This is a genomic window from Halothiobacillus sp. (assembly GCF_027346185.1).
GTDB lineage: Bacteria > Pseudomonadota > Gammaproteobacteria > Halothiobacillales > Halothiobacillaceae > Halothiobacillus.
The window spans coordinates 1-17748 of the sequence record NZ_DAIESY010000052.1; the positions used below are offsets into that span (position 1 = coordinate 1).

Sequence of the window (17748 nt, forward strand, 5' to 3'; positions counted from 1 at the left end):
TGACCGCCCCGTTCGACCACCACCTGCAAAGGCTGGCCCGAATTTAACAGCGGCATCACCCGCGGCAACAGGGCAGGATCATTGACCGGCATTCCGTCCACGGAAGTCAACACATCACCCGGCATCAGCCCAAGTGCCCGCATGAGTGCTTCCTGCCCCGGTACCGGGCGCAGCGAATAGCCGCTGACCTCACCATCTTTCTGCACAGGCGATACGGTCACAAAACGCAGCAGGGTTTGAGGGTTACGCTTGATCTCCTCTGTCTGCACCCGAACAGCGGGCGCGACAGCGGAGCGGGAGACACCACGCGGGCTTGCCTTAGTCAGCGATGCGGCACTCGGCGCGGGGGCCTGATCGAGTGGCAGGGGCACCGGAAAAGAAATCGACTCCAAGCGGCCCTGATTGGAGAGCACAACCTGATCAGGCTCGATCGAGACAATACTCACACCGGCAGACAGGGCATCCCCGATGCGTAGCAAGCGCACCTCACCACCGACGCGCAGCATGACCAGAGGCGAGGTTAAGCCGCTGATGATCCCTTCGAGCTTCACCCCTAGTTGGGATGCCGATATCTTTGTCGCCGTGGGATTGTCTGGCGTCGCTGCCCGGCCGAACAGATGCCAACTGCCGATCTGCTCAACCGATGCCGACTGCGACTTTTCACTCGCCTCGCCCCCCGACTCGGCAGGCGATACATACACAGGTGCCGGTGCCAGCCACAACCAGGTAATGCGGGCTGCGAGCACGCCAGCCGTCGCCAGTAAAATCAGAAAAAGCGCGCTCGGAATCCATACGAAACGGCTCTTCGACCAAGACATGACCAATATTCAATACCCATACAAGGCATGCACGCCAAATCCTGCCCATCTGGCTCAGGACAAATGAGGCGCACCATCAATTAAAACCAGGCAACGGCCCGAAACGTCGTGAGGGCGGTTCGAGCATTCGGAAAATCCTTCTTATAGTGAGTGCATTCCCGCCCTGAATCAAGGTCGTTCTACACGCCACAAAAACGTAGGATATTAAGACGCCATCGTGAAAAGTCGATGACAATTGAAAAGCGGTCGCATCAAGACAGCGTACCCACCACCCAAAGACTGGAAACCGCGATCAGCGCACCAATCACCCCGCCGACCAACACATCCGACAGATAGTGCAATCCGAGTACCATCCGTGAAAGCGCGACCATCAGGGCGAAGGGAATGACGAAGCAGGCAAGACCCGGTGCGAAGACGGCGATCTGAATCGCAAAATTCACCGCATGCAGGGTGTGGCCGGAAGGGAAGCTGTATTTATCCAAAGGTGCCACACTCAGCACCAAACCGTCGTGGGCCACGTGCGGGCGGGGTCGGGCCGTGAGGTGTTTGATGGAAGCGTAAATGCCCAATCCGACACCTGCGGAAATCATCATGACACTCATGGGCAACCAGGCCGATTCTCCGACGAACAATGCGATCAGGGCGGCGGTCACGTACCAGGCAACACCATCGCCCAGGCGGCTGCAAATCGCGAACAATCGACGCAAGCCACGCATGGCATTGACATGGTTAAGGCGATACATAACCACCTCTTCCCAATGCAAATAACGATTGAGTAGGTACAAACCTTTGAAGGAACGAATGAGTGCGCTCATGTCAGACTCCTGTTTTATCCTGATTCGTCAACCCGCCAGATCCCTGCAGACCAGAGTGCTCATCCGATGCCGACCTGGCTGATTCAACCTGCAACACATCCTTCAAGTGCTGCTCAAACGCACGGGTTACCCGCGCCCAATCAAAAGCGGCGGCCGCTTCTCTGGCCCTGGAGCCGATCTGCAGCATATCCGGGCCTTCCGCCCGTACCAGCTCGACTGCCGCTTTTACAAAGTGTGCGTCATCGCCCAAGGGGGCTAAATAACCATTTCTCCCATCATGGATCAGGTAATTACCAGCCGCATAATCGAAACTGACGCAGATCAACCCGCAAGCCATGGCCTCCAGCAATACATTGCCAAACGTTTCGGTTTGACTGGGGAAGATGAACAAGTCCGCGCTGGCATAGTGTCGAGCCAACTGCTCTCCTCGCTTCATGCCGGTAAAGATGACCCAGGGCAATGCCTTTTCCAGTCGGGCACGCTCAGGGCCGTCGCCTACCACCACGCCAATCATATCCGGTCGCGCCACGCGCATTGCATTAAATGTTTGTAACAATAAATTGAGATTTTTCTCCGGTGCCAGTCTTCCGACGTGCAAGGCGACCTTGGGCTCATCACCCGCCGCAACACCGGAATGCTCACTCCACTGCGCGCGCAGGGCAGCATCGCGCCGTTCGGGATTGAACAGGGCCGTATCCACACCGCGCCCCAACATCGCCAGACGATCGAACCCGCTCAAGCTGAGCGCTTCGGCCTGCTGCCCGGTGGGAATAAATGTGCGCGCAGTTCGGTTGTGAAACCACTTGAGATAACGCATGACCGGCGCGGCCAGCCAACCCACGCGATAAAAACGCATATACGTATGAAAATTGGTATGCAGCGACGAGGTGACCGGCAAACCCAGCGCTTTGGCCGTGCGCAGGGCGGCGTATCCCAGCGGCCCCTCGGTGGCGATATGCACGAGATCCGGGCGCTCGGTCTGCCAGCGGCGCTTCAATCGTCGGCCCACGGGCAACCCCAGCCGAACATCGGTATAGAAAGGCAAAGCCAGTCCGGGCACTTCGAGCAGGTCATCCAATTCCCTTGCCTTATCGCCTTTCGGGCACACGAGCTGCACCCGGTGACCTGACGACAGCAGGGCAGAATGAATCTGCTTGAGCGTCGTCGCCACCCCGTTGATATCGGGATCAAAGGTTTCGGTCACCAGACTGATATACATCACCCGCCCTCGGTTTTGGCGTCCTGCCGCGCACATTGCGCGACTCCTGCTCAAACCTTAGAGCGGCTGCGTGACAGCCCCATGACGATTTCTTGAACAAAACAAGACACTTGCCGCGTGGCGCGGCCGCCAAGCAACTAGGGAAGCGCTGATTTATTCAGTGCTTCCCGCTTGGGGCAGGATGCCCCAACACGAACAATGACGTAAGTCTTTGATTCGTGAGAGCCATCGCGGGCGTGTACCGCGATGAGCGAGCTGATTTATTCCATGGATGGAATAAATCAGCATTTACTTAAGGAAACTCTGCACAAAGCCAAGTATGGATTCGTGCAGACATAGGCTTGTGCCAACTGTAATTTCGGTTCTCTTCCCAGTGTTCCTCATGGTCGCTTCGAAAAGATCTTCATATATCAATACCATCCTCACTCAAGTAGCTTGAGCCCATAATCTGCATTGGATCTGGCAAGGAATATGTATGCACGCGAATTTATTCATCTCAATATTCCAGGCAGCCAGGTCGCAATCCACGGAAAGACCCACACTGCTACTAACATCATGAGCTGGATGAGGACAAAGGGCACCACACCACGGTAGATGTCTGAGGTTAAGACGCTCGGCGGGGCGACGCCTCGCAGAAAGAACAGGGAGAACCCAAAGGGTGGCGTGAGATAACTGGTCTGGAAGTTGATTGCGATGAGTACGGCAAGCCAGACAGGGTCAACGCCCAGTTTAAAAAGTACCGGTGCCGCGATGGGCACGACGATGAAGATGATCTCGAAGGGATCAAGGAAGAAGCCGAGAACGAACATGATGGCCATGACTGTGAACAAGGCCCCACTCACGCCTCCGGGCATTGATGAGAGCAGCTCAGTGACGAGATCCTCACCGCCCATGCGCGTGAATACCATAGAGAACATGCTTGCCCCAAGGAAGATCACAAAGACCATGGTAGTGATCACCAGACTCGACTGCGTAACTTCGTCAAGCACGCGAAGAAAGCGCCGACGGGCGTAGGACAACAGACCCACGCATATTGTCGCGGCAAGCAGAAGAACTACCGCGAGGCTTAGTACGGCAGCGGTGCCGAACATCAAACCCGAGAGGACTGCGAGCGTGACTATGGCAATCCAGAGCCACGCAAGCCGCCTCTCGGTTAGCGCGGGATTGGCAGCGCCAAAGCCCTCGACGATAAACTTGACCATAGTGATCAGGGTCGCGCCAATGGCGCCGACGGCGGCCGCTTCAGTAGGCGTCGCAACCCCTGCAATGATTGACCCGAGTACAGCGACGATGAGGATGAGTGGAGGCAGGAGGGCCGTGATCAGTCGCAAACCTAGGCTGCGCCAGATCAAGGACTCCCCCACACCTAACAAGGCGGGGGCGCTCGTCGGCTTGAGCACTGCCAGCACCGCTACCCACAGCGCATAAAGGCCAGCGAGCATGAGTCCCGGCAAGAAGGCGCCAGCGAACAGGTCGCTCACGGAAAAAGTCTCGGGAGTGAAGTTGCCCTGCGCTAATTGCGCCTCGCTATATGCGCTTTGCAGGATGACGGAAAGGAACACCAATAAGGTGGAAGGCGGGATGATCTGGCCGAGGGTGCCCGAGGCGCAGATCAGCCCCGTTGCTAGTCGTTTATCGTAGCCTGCTCGCAACATCGACGGCAGGCTGATCAGGCCCATCGTGGCTACGGTTGCGCCGACAATTCCGGTGGAAGCGGCGAGCAGCGTGGCCACCAGCACGGTAGATATCCCTAATCCCCCACGCATCTTTCCGAACAACAAACCCATACTGTCGAGCATCTGCTCGGCCACCAGCGAGCGTTCAAGCATCACGCCCATAAAAACGAATAGTGGGACGGCGATCAAGACCTCGTTGGTGAGGATGCCGTAGTAGCGCAGCGGCAAGGCGCTGAAATAGGAGAGATCGAAGACGCCAAAAATCCAGCCGATTAGGGCGAAGACGACCGCCACGCCGGGCAGGGTGAAGGCGATGGGATAACCAATGAGGAGTGCACCGATCGCACCGAGAAAGAGCGCAACGGCGAGCAGTTCACCCAGCAGCGAGGGATCCATATCTCAGGACCCTTGTGCGCTGGTGCGAAGCACCGAAAGGCTGCGCAACACGATTGCCAGTCCATGCATACCCAGCAGTCCGACGAAGGCCAGAAGCATTCCTTTTAGCAGCCACAGTCCAGGCAGGCCACCCTCGTACTGGGAGTTCTCCTGCATTGCGTAGGAGACGGCAACGAAGGGCCAGCCGTAATAAGCGAGCAGCGCTAGGAAGGACCCCAGGAACAGCAGCGTGCCCAGTAGGTCAACCCAGGCTCGGCTACGCTCACTCCAGTGACGGTAGAATAAATCCACCCGTACGAAACCATCGCGCAGCATTGCATAGCCCGCGCCGAGCATGATCATCGCGGTGTGTGTCCACACGTAGCTCTCCTGCAGCCAGATGTAACCGAGATCGAAAGCGTAGCGCAGGTAGACTGTGACGAAAGTGATTAACACCGTCGCCACGCCCAAATATGATACGACGCGCCCGATGACGCTGGTGATGGAATCCAGACGTTCTGCTAAAGCGAGTAGGGCGTCCGAGCCCCGCGCATCAGCGCTCTCAGGCTGGGTATTCAAAGCCTAGATCCCGTGCGTTGTACATGGCGCGATCCGCGCCCTCAGTGAGTTCGACCAAGCCGCTGCGCGCAGCGAAATAAGCGTCCCAAATTCTGCGGCCGAGCGGGTCAAGCTTCTCGCGCTCCTCATGCAATATCTCGCCGGCGACCGTGCCCAAGGCAGAGAGGATGCTGTCGGGCAGTCGCAGGAACTTAATTCCGTGCTTGTCTTTGAGAACCTTCGCAGCTTGGGCGTTGATCAAGTTATACTCGGCAAGCATATCTTGATGCGAAGCCTGTGCTGCGACCTGAATAATTTGTTGCAGATCTTTGGGCAAGGCGTCGTATTTGGATTTGCTTACGATAAGCTGTTGTACGGCTCCGGGCTTCTGTACGCCTGGCCAATAATAGAACTTGCACGCCTGGTGGAAACCGAGAGCCATGTCGTTAGCAGGGCCGGTAAAATCGGTTGCGTCCAGCGTACCAGCCTTGAGTGCGGGGAAGACGTCGCCTGGAGCCATGAGTGTAGGTACCGCGCCAAGGCGGCGGATCATTTCTGCCCCTATGCCTGGCATACGCATCTTAACGCCCTTGAGATCACCGACTTCGTGCAATTCTTTCTTGAACCAACCGAAGGGAGGAGTGCCGATGTTACCCACTGCAAAGCTTTTGATCCCAAATTGCGCGGAGAGCTCATCCCATAGAGCTTGGCCGCCACCATGATCTAGCCAGGCCACGTGCTCGGAATAAGACATGCCGAAGGGCGCACCGAAAAAATAGGCAAAGGCGCGGTGCTTGCCGAGGTGGAATCCTGGGGTATCGTGCCCCATCTCCGCTGCGCCGTTCTGCACGGCATCGAAGGTCTGCAACCCTGGCACCAACTCACCCGCCGAGAAGACCTTCACGGTGAGCCGTCCGCTGGACATCACCGTGATACGCCGCGCCAGCAGCTCCGCGCCAGTGCCCAAGCCGGGTAGCCCCTTGGGCCAGGCGGTAACCATGCGCCACTCAATTCGCCCAGAAGCGATGGCTGGTGCAGAAAAGGTCGTTGCGGCAGCGGTTGCGCCTAGAACTGCGCCCGCGCTCTTTAAAAAGTCCCTGCGTTCCATAATAATGACCCTCTGATATTGACTGTGATTACGCTATGGAGCGACAACCTGCACCACCCCATCTAGGGAAGGTCTGCACAAATGCAGACCTTCCCGTGCAGGGCATGGATGCCCTGCCGCTCAATGACGCAAGTCATTGAAATGCGGAGCACGAAACGGGCGTGAACCGGTCCGTGCGTGTCTGCACGAAGCCATGGATGGATTCGTGCAGAGATTCCCTAGGAAAAAACTACTGCTACCTCATGCCTCAACTCCCGACATCTGGCGTCTCGAATACGCGCACCTCATTGGCGAGGTTGTCGGTCAAGGCAAATGCAGTGAAGTACTCAATCTCCAGAGTCATACCGTAACGGGCAAGGATTCCCTCCCGCCAAGGACCTTCATAAAAGGCCTCGGCTTGGCCTCGGCTTTCCCAGTGATAGACACCGCCCGCGGTACCCTCAGCGCTCCATATAAAGTACTTGCTCAGCAAACCCGGGGCATGGTGGAATCCGGGGGCTATCTGGATGTAATGGGCGAGACAGGCGTCATGATCGATTCCTTCCGGGAGCTGATAACGAACGATGGCGATAATCATTAAGTAACTACTCCTTCATATAAATGGGTAAAAACGGTGCATACAAGTCAAAAAATATATTATATTGGTGCATCTTTGCTACGGCTTTTGGCTCCAAACTGCCGAAAAGCCAGTGTTTACTTGAAAATCTGGTATTGCACGCTATATAGCAATGCAAGACTCTTGCCAGAAAAATTTATTTTCATATATGAAATTACAAAATGACCAAAACTGAAGAAATCTGTAGGGCGTTGCGAGATGAAATCCTCCACGGTCGGCTGACTAGTGGAGAAGCGCTGCGCCAAGACGCTATTGCGGAGCGATTTGGCGTGAGCCATATCCCGGTACGCGAGGCACTTCGTCAACTGGCGGCCGAAGGCTTGGCCGAGATTCGCAGTCACCAAGGCGCACGTGTGAATTCACTGTCGGTTAGCGAAGCGCGCCAGTTGCTTGAGATCCGCTGCATTTTGGAAACGCAGGCGATACGATGGGCGCTGGAGAAAGGAGCATCAGCCGAGGATGTGCAGCGTGCCGCCGCCGTACTTGATGAAGCCGAAGACGTGGCCGACATCGACTGCTGGATGCGTCAGAACTGGCTTTTCCATTCGAGCCTGTACCGCGCAGCCGAAAGACCAAGACTATTTGCGATGATCGAAAGTGTGGACACGCAGATCGACCGCTTTATTCGTGTGTTAATCAGCACGCAGACGGATTACCGCCAACAGGCCGATCTTGAGCATCGGGCGATCCTCGCTGCCTACAGGGTAGGCAGCGAGGCGGCAGTGTGTGTGCTGCTGGAGCAGCACATGACGGAGACCAAGCGCCGACTTGAGATACTGTTGCCGCAGTAGCGCATGGCATTTGAATCGTCTCATGCTTGAACGGACCATCAGAGCATTAATTAATGTCCGAGAGATTTTCGCGGGAGGTTATTGACGGATATTGAGTTTCTACACAACCCCGTCTGGTTGCAGCCATTGATGAATATGTCTCATAACACGTCAGCAGGCCCAAACCATTTATCTGGGCCGCCAGTGTTTGCGACATCCTGCTGAAGGTGAATCATGCCAATAATCGCTCAAGTTTCATGCAGAATGGAGCGGTACACTAGGCGGAAAGTTGCGCCATTTGTGTACGATTGCGGCCATTGGCCTTGGCCCGGTAGAGTGCGTCATCGGCACGGGTTATCACGCTTTCAATGGTTTCACCCGCACCGAACTCGGCAACACCGCAGGATAAGGTGATTTTCAGCGGCGTGTCCTTGAACCGGAATGCAGTGCTGGCCAGTTTTTCGCGAATGCGCTCGAGCACGACGAACGCTTGTTGCAAATTGGCTTTCGGCAGAACCATCACAAATTCTTCCCCGCCATAGCGAGCGACCATGTCCACGTCGCGAATCAATTGATTCAATGTCTTGCCCACGACATGCAGGGCCTTATCCCCGGCCTGATGACCGAAGGTATCATTGACCTGCTTGAAGTGGTCGACATCCCAGATTGCAAGACACAAGGGCGTTTGCTCGCGCTGCATCCGGGCTATCTCAAGTGTCACGCGCTCATCAAATGCCAGACGATTCGGCAGTCCAGTCAAGGTATCCCGGAGCATCTTCTTCGTGCTGGCCACCAGCTGTTCCTGCAGGATCAGCCGGGAAGCCTCCAGTTTGCCGATGCGCTCGCGCATCTGGCGGTTTTCCAGCTCAATCACGGCCAGACGTTTATCTTCGGTCTTGCGGAACGTGTCGATCTGCTCGCTGATCCGCGCCACCCGCTGATGCACGACCCGCTTGAGTTCCTCCAGATCGGTCGTATCCGACACGGTGCGATCGATATGCGATACCTGCTCGGTCACGGCGTGGGCCCGGCGCTTCCTGTGCCTTGTGTTGCGTCTCGACATCACCCAGGTTGGCGAGCGTATGTTGATCGATTTCGGATAATGCTTCCGTGAGCTGGCGCAGGAAATCGGTCAGCTCGTTTTTTTCGTTTTCGAGCGCACGGCGCATGTCGTTGATCAGCGTGGCTGCACGGTCGATCAATATGGAGTTCAGGGTCTTGTCTTTAGGATCGTCCAGAATAGCCAGGAGTTTCTCGCGCCGTCCTTCCATGGACTCGGTGAAAGCCACCCGCTCAAGCAGAAGCGGCAGAAAATCTCGAACGTCCACACGCTCGGCCACCTCCTCCTTACTCAATGATTCTTCGCGCCCCGGAGTCAGATCACCCGCTTCAATAGCCCAAATGGACTCGGCCAGACGCTCGATTCCCGGTTGTATGCGCGTTATGGGCAATGGGACATCACCGACCTGCCGCACAAGCGTGCGCAGTGCCTGACTCTCCTTCGCCAGAGTGGGGTACGCTTTATCCACCGCAAACAGAACGCGGTTCATCAGGCTGCGCAACAGGGTCTGCTGAAGTTGTTCGTTGGCTTCTAGCGAAGTGAACTCATCCAGCAACTGTTCATATTTGGCGCGGTAATCCGTTTTTGCCGGTTCGTTCATCGCTGACCCTCAGACCGCTCAGGAGGCCTTCGACGATAAATAGGGTTCGGACTCGGTCGGCAGTTTGATCTGCATCGCCAGAGGCGCGTGATCCGACACTCCGTAGGTGAGTGCATCCACCGATTCAATCTCGATATCCTGCGAAACCAGAATGTGATCGATCGCGCGTTTGGGTCCCCAGCTGGGATAGGTCAAAGGCGGAGAAAATGGCAGTTTGAGCCCCGCCTCGGCGCACAGCCGTTGCAGATCGCTGTTTGAGGGCGTGCAGTTGAAATCGGCCATCACGAGATTGACACCCTCAAATTCCCGGCAGCGGGCAATCAGGCGATCCAGCTGTGCCCGGCGGGCTCGATCACTCAAGGACAGATGACTGACCTGTACGCGCAACTGCTGACCATACCAGCTGAAATCTGCCAGAACGACGCCACGGCCAGGTATCCGTCCGGGCAGGGCATAACGCTCGATATGATAAGGCTCGATGCGCGAAAGCATACCGAGCGCGTGCTGCCCCCAGTGCCCCAGATCACGATTGATGCGCGTTGCCCAGAACGGCATGTTCGAGCGCATGGCCAGATATTCGATCTGATTCAGAAAGTGGCTGCGCAATGAGCCGCCATCAGCTTCCTGCAATCCAATAAGGTCAAACTGACTGAGCAACTGGGCGATGTGATCGAGATTCTGCATCCGCTGCGGGAACGGCAGCACATGCTTCCAGCCATTGAGCAGATAATCCCGGAAGTTGCGGGTGCCGATTCCCGCCTGGATATTGTAGGACAAAAGCCGCAACGGACGCGGTTCACGCTCTGCAGTCGGCGCAGTACATTGCGAGGTGAAATGACCACCTGTGGGCATGGCCGTGCTGCGGGACTCAGGCATCGACACCCTCCCTGTGCGCCCACTGCATCACGATTTGGCCTTTCTCTGCGCTTCAATCTTTGCGATCAGCGCATCGACTATCGGCAGCATGGCCTCGTTGCTCCCTGCCATATCACCGGTGACCAGGTACTTGCCGTTCACCAGTATGGCCGGCACACCGGTCACCCCCGCGTCCTGAGCGACGACACCCGCTTGACGCACGGCATTATCCACCCCGAAGGAATCGTACATTTGCAGGAACTGATCGCGATTTACCCCCAGATCGGCATACATGTCGGCGATCTGCTCACGTGTGACCGGCCGAAGGTTCTTGACGTGGATATCGGTGAATACCGACACATGAGTCTTGGGCAGCACGCCCATGAACTTCGCTGTATAAAAGGCTTTGGTCAGTGGCACCCAGCCGGGGGTCAGCGGCACGGCATAGGGCTCGAAATCCACATAGGCGGGCAATGTCTTGCGCCATTCATCCAGCACAGGTTCAAGATGAAAGCAATGAGGACAGCCATACCAGAACATTTCCTGCACGAGAATCCTGCCATCGGAGGGCGGTGTCTCATCAGTAATCACAACGCGGTAGTTCACATTTTCCTTCAAGATGATTTCGGGAGAAGGAGCGATCTTGGGTGCTGCATACACCACGGGAGATGCCAGCAAGGCTGCCAACAAACCAAGCCCGACCCAACGCTGCCAATGCAGAGCACCCAATCGGAAGAAAAACGACATAGCTCACTCCTCTTTACACATAAGTTGAACACGCCCGATACCCATGTTCGCAGTCGTCGGTTCACAAAATTATTGTACGGCATAGACACGTATATTGAGCCTGCGTTCGTCCTTCTGCATAAATAAACCCCGCTGTCGCGGGGTTTATTCGTAATGGCAGGTATCTAGACCGATATTACCGGTTCACAGCTTACCGTAGGAATGCAGGCCGGAAAGGAACATATTCACACCAAGGAAAGCGAAGGTCGTGACCAACAACCCACCGACTGACCACCAAGCCATCGCGGTACCACGCCAGCCCTTACTCAAGCGCAGGTGCAACCAAGCCGCGTAATTCAGCCAGACGATCAGAGCCCAAGTCTCCTTCGGATCCCAGCTCCAGTAGCCGCCCCAAGCCTCCGCTGCCCACATGGCCCCCAGAATGGTCGCAATGGTGAAGAAGGCGAAGCCAAGCGCGATCGACTTGTACATGATGTCATCCATTACCTCAAGCGAAGGCAGGCGGTCATTGGCGCCGTCACCCCCCGTTTTCTCCTTGATCAGGTAGGCAACACCCACCATGGCAGAGATGGCAAAGCTGCCGTAGCCGATGAAGTTGGCAGGCACATGAATCTTCATCCACCAGCTCTTTAGCGCCGGGACCAAGGGCTCAATCGTATTGGCACCCTGTGCGAACTGGTACCACATCAGGAAGGCAAGCGCGGCGGTGACCACCATCATCACGAACCCGCCTAGTGCCCGTGTCATGTACCGACGTTCGTAGTACAGATAGAGCAGGGAGGTGAATACGCTGAAGACGATGAACACTTCGTAGAGGTTGCTGACCGGAATGTGGCCGTAATCGAAGTTGATCAGATACGATTCGCGCCAGCGGGCGAAAAAGCCAATGAAGCCCAGTGCGATCCCGCTCCAGACCAGGGCACTGCCCACTTTTTCAGCAAAGACGGAGCGACGCCACATGCCGAAGAAATAGGTCGGCATGGCCAGGGCGAACAGAGTCACCATCCACATGGTCGCAGCTGGACTGGACAGGAAGAATTTCAGGAAGAAATGCCCTTCCTGAATCTCGTGGAGTCTGAGGCGGCCTACTGCCTCGCCTCCCGGCGCGTAGAGTCCGTACTGATACATCGTAAACAGGGCGGCGGCGGCGACTACGCCCACGAGCCAGCGCGTAGCTGGCCAGAGCCAGCCGATAAAACCGACGGCGGCGGCAAAACCGAACAGCATGCCGATCTGGGGGCCCCAGAGGTAGGTACGGTATTGAAAATAAAAATAGGTCGCGGCGGCCAGCGCAATCAGGGTGTAGAGAATATCGATCACCCCGATGCGGCGGGCCGATCCACGCGAAGACGTCATCGACACATCAAGCATCGGCATCATCTGTTCTTTAGGCACAGACATTTCAGGTAACTCCTCAAATCGGCAATGGTTCGAGCCTCATGGCTACTGATTCAACCGGCGTGGTGGCATCGTGCTAGGCCGGATTTTCTCTCTCTGAAGACTTCGACTCCGTGGCGGCCATAAGTTCATTCCGGAACACCGCAAAATCCTTGTCGAAATCAATGTTTTTACGAATATCAGACCCTGCGAGCAGGATGCGTGTGCCCTCGCCTTCAGGTTTGAGCAAGATCCACTGCCTACGATAGTGGATGTAGAAATTCATGAAAATCCCAATCACGAGCATGACCGAGCCGATGGTAACCCAAATGGCACCCGGCGCACGCGAAACTTCAAGCCCGGTGGACTGAATCTGCTCAAAGCTCTTGGGTTGCACGAAAATCGGCGAACCATAGGCGGGCAAGGCCGAGATGGCATCCATCGCATCATCGAAGAACTTGGCATCCTGATCGGTAAATTCCCGCTTGCCATCCTGCGCAGCCAGGGTTTCTAAAAAGGCGCGCTCAAGTACAGATCGAACCACACTGATGGACGCCTGCTCGGCCTTTTTGCTGGCCTCCGGGCTCAGGTTTCGCTGTGCCAGGGCCGATTCGATCTTGGTCTTCATTGCGCCGAAGCCCTGCTGCACGAAGATATGCACCAATTCTGCGATCGAGGCACTGGCTGATTGTGTCAGGTTCTCGTTGGTCATGCCCCCCTTGCCCCCTGTGGATGAACTTACGTCACCAATCAGCTGGGCGGCAATCTGCTGCACCCTTGCCTGATCCGAAAGCATCGACAAAAAGGCCATGAACGTATCAATCGAGCCCTTCTGGTCTGCGGGAATGTAGAGAAACTGCTGCTGACCGCCGATGCTACGCGTCACGCCACTCAGGAAATACGGATGCCCGTTTAAATCAATGGGTAGTAAGTAATTCTGGTACTCGATGGCCTCGCCCGCTGCATTACGCAGTTTGAAGGTCACCGAAGGACCATAGTTTTTCTGCTGAACGACACCATTCTTATTAGTGACCGGATTGATGTTGTACAACCGAAAATCGGTAAATTCGAGCTGATAGCTCTGACCATTGAAATCGAAGCGTTTCTTGTCGAAAACGGCCGAATCGATGGGTTGCGCCACACCGGCCTTGCCTGACAGTTGCCAGGCTTCCATGTTCAATTTCGTACCGCCATCGCCAAAGCTCGATTGGAAAATGTTGTATCCCATATAGTGCAGAGGATGATTGACCTCAATCGTCTTGGTGATCTCCTGCCCCGTTTCCTTGTTGGTCAAGGTCACATTCGACATATACGATTTGGGCATGCCGGTGTCGTAATGCTCGATGACAAATTTGTTCACGAATATCTTAAAGGGCAGATTCTGAACAACGTACCCGTCCTTCAAACCGATAAAGACCACATCACCCCATTTATGTTCGGGGATGTTCACCGTGCCACGAAACGCCTGCAAACCACCGACCTGAATCTTGCTGGCAGCCGGGACTTCGCTGACGGGAATATTGGCGGTTTCCACCTTGACCATCCCCAGCACATCCATGAGCTTGAGCTGCATTTTGCTGTCGAGCAGGCCGCCGAGCAGAATCACGATGATACCCAAATGGGTCAACACATAGCCGATCCGGTTTAGCCCTCCTTTGCGCCCGGAAATCAGAATCTCGTGCGGCTGGGTTTTCACACGGCTCTTGAAGCCTGCCCGCTCAAGAAGCGCCTGGATGGGCGCAACCAGTGACTCGGGCTTGGCTGTCGATTTCATGTCCGCCTTATGCGCGAAGGCACGAAGCGACTTTTCCTGGGCATTGAGGCGAAAGCTGCGGATGTCACGCAGGAACGCCGGCGCGTTGCGTGCCACGCATGAGGATGTGGAGGCCACCAAAAACAGCAGGATGGCGACAAACCAGGTCGCTGAATAGACATCGTAAAGAGACAGGTTACGGAATACCGCAAACCAGAACGGTCCAAACACATCGAGATAACTGTTGAAGGATTCGTTCTGCTTGAGTACCGTGCCGATCACCGAAGCAATCGCCAGAATCACCAGAAGCGTGACCGCCAGGTTCATTGATGTAAGCCACAACAGGAGGCGTTTGGTTACACCATGCGAACGCGCTTGTACGGCACCCGGCTGGGTACTTGCCGATTTCGGCGTGTTCAGTTCGGCTGATTGGGAAATATCGGACATGCGCAGCCTTTACAAAATGTGGTAAGTAATCGTAGGTCTTGGTTGCCCCAATCGGGAGCAGGATATCTCAGGATATCTAATGGGATTTTTTCGAGTGGTTATTGGGGCACAAGTTCCCGAGCACTATCATCGGATATTCAAAAAAACATGCATCCGGGCTGCGGGGGCACTGGCAGGAGCGGCCCGGCATACAACCCAGCAAAAAAATTAGTGGAAAGTAGCGATATGTTGAGCCACATCTTTAATGTCATCGTCGCTCAGCTTGCTGGCAATACTGACCATGATGTCGGCATGTTCAGTCTTGCGCTCATCTTTGCGATACGCCATCAATGATTCTGTGATGTATTGCGGCGTCAACCCTCGCAACGCGGGAAATCCTGCAGGCTGATTGCCCTGCCCCTTCGGACCATGGCAAGCCGCACAAGCCGCCACGGTATTGGAATGACCGCCAAACTTCCACAAATGTGCGCCGGGAATGGAATCTTCTGTCGATGCCGCTTTCACCACCCGCTTCTGCGCGGCGAAATAGGCCCCCAGATCTTCGATTTGTTGATCCGTCAGGTCCTTGGCCTGCAGGCTCATCAAGGCATTGACACGCTTGCCGTCACGGAAGGCGCGCAATTGTTCGGCCAGGTACCCCGCCGGCTGCCCCGCGATGGAGGGGAATGTGGGCACCATGCTGTTACCATCGGCGCCATGGCAGGCGGCGCAAGTTTTGCTGGCCTGAAGACCGGCTGCCACATCGCCTCCGGCGAGGGCCGACGAGCTTCCCGTCACTGCAATGCCGACACCCAGAACAAAGGGCCATGCGGCACGGCGAAACAAAAGCGCCACGAGGGGCAAACGTGATGAACTTAAACCTGATCGACTCATGGGGCACCTGCTCTAAAATCAATTCGCAAAAATATCCGGCCTCAAGGCATCGGAACCCGAACACACACCGACCCTTTGGACGGCTAATTCGTCGCGGCGCACGCCTCGACCCAATCTGTGAAACAATGCCACCCAATAGTGACCTTGCCCACTGAAACCTTCGCAGTTTAGCAGCGATAAGCCCGTGGCGTGATTCGGATTGATCAATACCCCATAAGACGCGGTTTTTATACCGCAAAGCGCGCCGCACGACACTTTTGCAGCGGCGCTATCATGGTCTGGAGCCCGATGTGATGATGGATTTTAGAACCGCTTATTTTATCAAAAGCGCCCCGTCGCCTAAGGAACTGACCGCCGATTTTGGCGCCGAGGTGGCTTTTGCCGGACGTTCGAACGCCGGAAAATCAACCGTGCTGAACGCGCTGGTCGGGCAAAAAGCTCTGGCACGAACCTCCCGCACGCCTGGGCGAACCCAGCTGATCAACCTGTTCGGCTTGCGTGACGAAAGCCGCCGACTGGTGGACTTACCCGGCTACGGTTACGCGAAGGTCCCCGAAGCGATGCGGCGACGCTGGGGTGAGGCCCTGGCCGCCTATTTTGCTGAACGCCAGTCACTGGCCGGTGTCGTGATCATCATGGACATTCGTCACCCACTCAAGGAAACCGACCGCCAGATGATCGAATACGCCCAGGATCGTCAACTGCCGGTTCTGTGCCTGCTGAACAAGGCCGACAAGCTCAGTCAGAACGAAATAAGCAAAACCATCTTCGCCCTCAAGAAGGATGCTTCTCTTGCAACGGTTCATTGGCTGCCCTTTTCCGGCTTGCGTGGCAGCGGGGTTCCCCAAGCCCGCGCCATTCTGGACGAATGGTTTGGCTCAGGCGGCCTGCCATACCCCCCCGAGCCCACGGAAGAAAGCGACAACCCGACCGCCGACACGGCAGCACCTGATGCGCCCACCAGCAACAAGTTAGGAACATCTTGATTTTTTAATAGCCCCACAGAAAGTCTGATTCCACGCAAAAATCGTTTTCGTTTAGGCTGGCTTATTGCATTAGTATTTCATTGTGGCACTGGACAGCCACACTGTATCGGACGACCCGAATCGTACGACAAAGTCTAGGGAACCTCTGATTGAATCCTTCGTGGCCGAGACGGCCTTTTGAGGGATGAGTCGCAAGGCGCGGCGCGAAACGGGCTTGCGCCAGCTTCGCGTTAATGGTTATTCCATTCGTGAGCGGCGCAACACAGCGAATCACCCTCAAAAGCCCGTCCCATGCGGGTTGCCGCCCCTTATCCATCCAACATGGGCCGCAAGACTTCGTTATCGGCCTTGGCATCGTAGCGTGAACTACGACCTGCGGCCTCTGCCTCGTTTTGCGGCTTTTGGATCAGCAACTCGGCTCACGAGGGATTCAATCAGAGGTTCCTCAGCTCAAAGCTTTTTAGGAAATCGAAATCAATGGGACGATGGTTACGTTCAATTCGGCTGCTGATCGTGGGCGCAGCCTTGGCGGTTTCCGTTCTGGTCGCCGTCGCCATGTATTGGGCCACCACCGGTGTTTTCGAACGCACGGTGCGTCAATCTGCCGTTGATATGTCGGCTTCGCTGGCCGACGGCACCTTCAATGCGATGTATCAGATCATGCGACAGGGCTGGTCCCGCGCGCAACTCGACGAATTTCTCAAAACCATCCGCGCACAAGGCAACGATTCTAGTACCCGCATCGAACTATACCGCGGCAGCAAGGTGATCACGCTCTTTGGACCGATTGAACAGCCCGATGCAGACGCCCTGGTGCTATCTGCCTTTGCCACAGGCAAAACCCAGACACAAATGCACGATGGGACGATTCGGTATGACCGCCCCCTGATCGCCGAAGCGCAGTGCATAAGGTGCCACACCAACGCCAAGGTGGGCAATGTGCTGGGCGTGCTCTCGATCACGCAATCTGTCGGGCAGATCACGACAAAGGCACACAATGAGCTTGTCAACAAGCTATTGATTATCATGCCGATCCCCCTGCTGGCCGCCCTGATGATTGCTTTATTGCTCGGGCGACGGATGGGGCGCTCGAT

16 protein-coding genes and 1 pseudogene are annotated in these 17748 nt (G+C 55.9%); 3 read left to right on the plus strand and 14 right to left on the minus strand.

What is annotated here, in order from left to right; genetic code table 11:
* From M7R55_RS04000 to M7R55_RS04030, 7 genes are all read right to left on the minus strand, one after another.
* A partial coding sequence (locus tag M7R55_RS04000) for a type II secretion system protein N (RefSeq protein ID WP_298218711.1) occupies positions 1-818 on the minus strand: 818 nt, incomplete at its 3' end.
* A 251-nt stretch (positions 819-1069) separates the two neighbouring features.
* Entirely contained in the window at positions 1070-1633 is a 564-nt protein-coding gene (locus tag M7R55_RS04005) for a phosphatase PAP2 family protein (RefSeq protein ID WP_298218713.1), read from the minus strand.
* 1 nt (position 1634) lies between these two features.
* Complete coding sequence (locus M7R55_RS04010) at positions 1635-2888, minus strand: glycosyltransferase family 1 protein (RefSeq protein WP_298218715.1); 1254 nt, start codon at positions 2886-2888, stop codon at positions 1635-1637.
* A gap of 455 nt (positions 2889-3343) precedes the next feature.
* Positions 3344-4924: a TRAP transporter large permease subunit gene (locus tag M7R55_RS04015; protein ID WP_298218717.1), complete on the minus strand. Its 1581-nt coding sequence runs from the start codon at positions 4922-4924 to the stop codon at positions 3344-3346.
* Between the two features lie 3 nt (positions 4925-4927).
* A complete protein-coding gene (locus M7R55_RS04020; protein ID WP_298218719.1) occupies positions 4928-5482 on the minus strand; it encodes a TRAP transporter small permease subunit in 555 nt (184 codons plus the stop codon).
* Positions 5466-6461 (minus strand): TRAP transporter substrate-binding protein, encoded by a 996-nt coding sequence (locus M7R55_RS04025; protein ID WP_298218721.1) that lies wholly within the window; start codon positions 6459-6461, stop codon positions 5466-5468. The genes M7R55_RS04020 and M7R55_RS04025 overlap by 17 nt, the downstream gene beginning before the upstream one ends.
* A gap of 355 nt (positions 6462-6816) precedes the next feature.
* Positions 6817-7146 carry a hypothetical protein gene (locus M7R55_RS04030; RefSeq protein WP_298218722.1) on the minus strand — a complete coding sequence of 110 codons (330 nt, stop codon included), beginning with the start codon at positions 7144-7146 and terminating at the stop codon, positions 6817-6819.
* 200 nt (positions 7147-7346) lie between these two features.
* On the opposite strand from M7R55_RS04030, the gene M7R55_RS04035 reads away from it, so the two are divergent.
* Positions 7347-7976 (plus strand): GntR family transcriptional regulator, encoded by a 630-nt coding sequence (locus M7R55_RS04035; protein WP_298218724.1) that lies wholly within the window; start codon positions 7347-7349, stop codon positions 7974-7976.
* 256 nt (positions 7977-8232) lie between these two features.
* Here the strand turns inward: M7R55_RS04035 and M7R55_RS04040 are convergent, their stop codons facing one another.
* From M7R55_RS04040 to M7R55_RS04070, 7 genes are all read right to left on the minus strand, one after another.
* Positions 8233-8940, minus strand: a complete 708-nt coding sequence (locus M7R55_RS04040; protein ID WP_298218726.1) for a GGDEF domain-containing protein — start codon at positions 8938-8940, stop codon at positions 8233-8235.
* Positions 8840-9616, minus strand: coding sequence for a hypothetical protein (locus tag M7R55_RS04045; protein WP_298218728.1), 777 nt, complete (start codon positions 9614-9616; stop codon positions 8840-8842). The genes M7R55_RS04040 and M7R55_RS04045 overlap by 101 nt, the downstream gene beginning before the upstream one ends.
* Positions 9617-9634: 18 nt before the next feature.
* The gene (locus M7R55_RS04050; RefSeq protein ID WP_298218729.1) at positions 9635-10492 is read right to left on the minus strand and encodes an endonuclease/exonuclease/phosphatase family protein; all 858 of its coding nucleotides are present in this window, start codon (positions 10490-10492) and stop codon (positions 9635-9637) included.
* A gap of 27 nt (positions 10493-10519) precedes the next feature.
* Positions 10520-11218 (minus strand): thiol:disulfide interchange protein DsbA/DsbL, encoded by a 699-nt coding sequence (locus M7R55_RS04055; RefSeq protein WP_298218731.1) that lies wholly within the window; start codon positions 11216-11218, stop codon positions 10520-10522.
* Between the two features lie 183 nt (positions 11219-11401).
* A complete protein-coding gene (gene ccsB / locus M7R55_RS04060) occupies positions 11402-12619 on the minus strand; it encodes a c-type cytochrome biogenesis protein CcsB (RefSeq protein ID WP_298218733.1) in 1218 nt (405 codons plus the stop codon).
* A gap of 73 nt (positions 12620-12692) precedes the next feature.
* Positions 12693-14795: a cytochrome c biogenesis protein ResB gene (locus M7R55_RS04065; RefSeq protein ID WP_298218735.1), complete on the minus strand. Its 2103-nt coding sequence runs from the start codon at positions 14793-14795 to the stop codon at positions 12693-12695.
* Positions 14796-15002: 207 nt separating this feature from the next.
* The gene (locus M7R55_RS04070) at positions 15003-15668 is read right to left on the minus strand and encodes a c-type cytochrome (RefSeq protein ID WP_298218737.1); all 666 of its coding nucleotides are present in this window, start codon (positions 15666-15668) and stop codon (positions 15003-15005) included.
* A gap of 293 nt (positions 15669-15961) precedes the next feature.
* Here M7R55_RS04070 and yihA point away from each other — a divergent pair, with 293 nt between their 5' ends.
* A complete protein-coding gene (gene yihA / locus M7R55_RS04075) occupies positions 15962-16654 on the plus strand; it encodes a ribosome biogenesis GTP-binding protein YihA/YsxC (RefSeq protein ID WP_298218738.1) in 693 nt (230 codons plus the stop codon).
* Positions 16655-17131: 477 nt separating this feature from the next.
* Positions 17132-17748, plus strand: a pseudogene (locus tag M7R55_RS04080) (hypothetical protein); the annotation flags it as partial.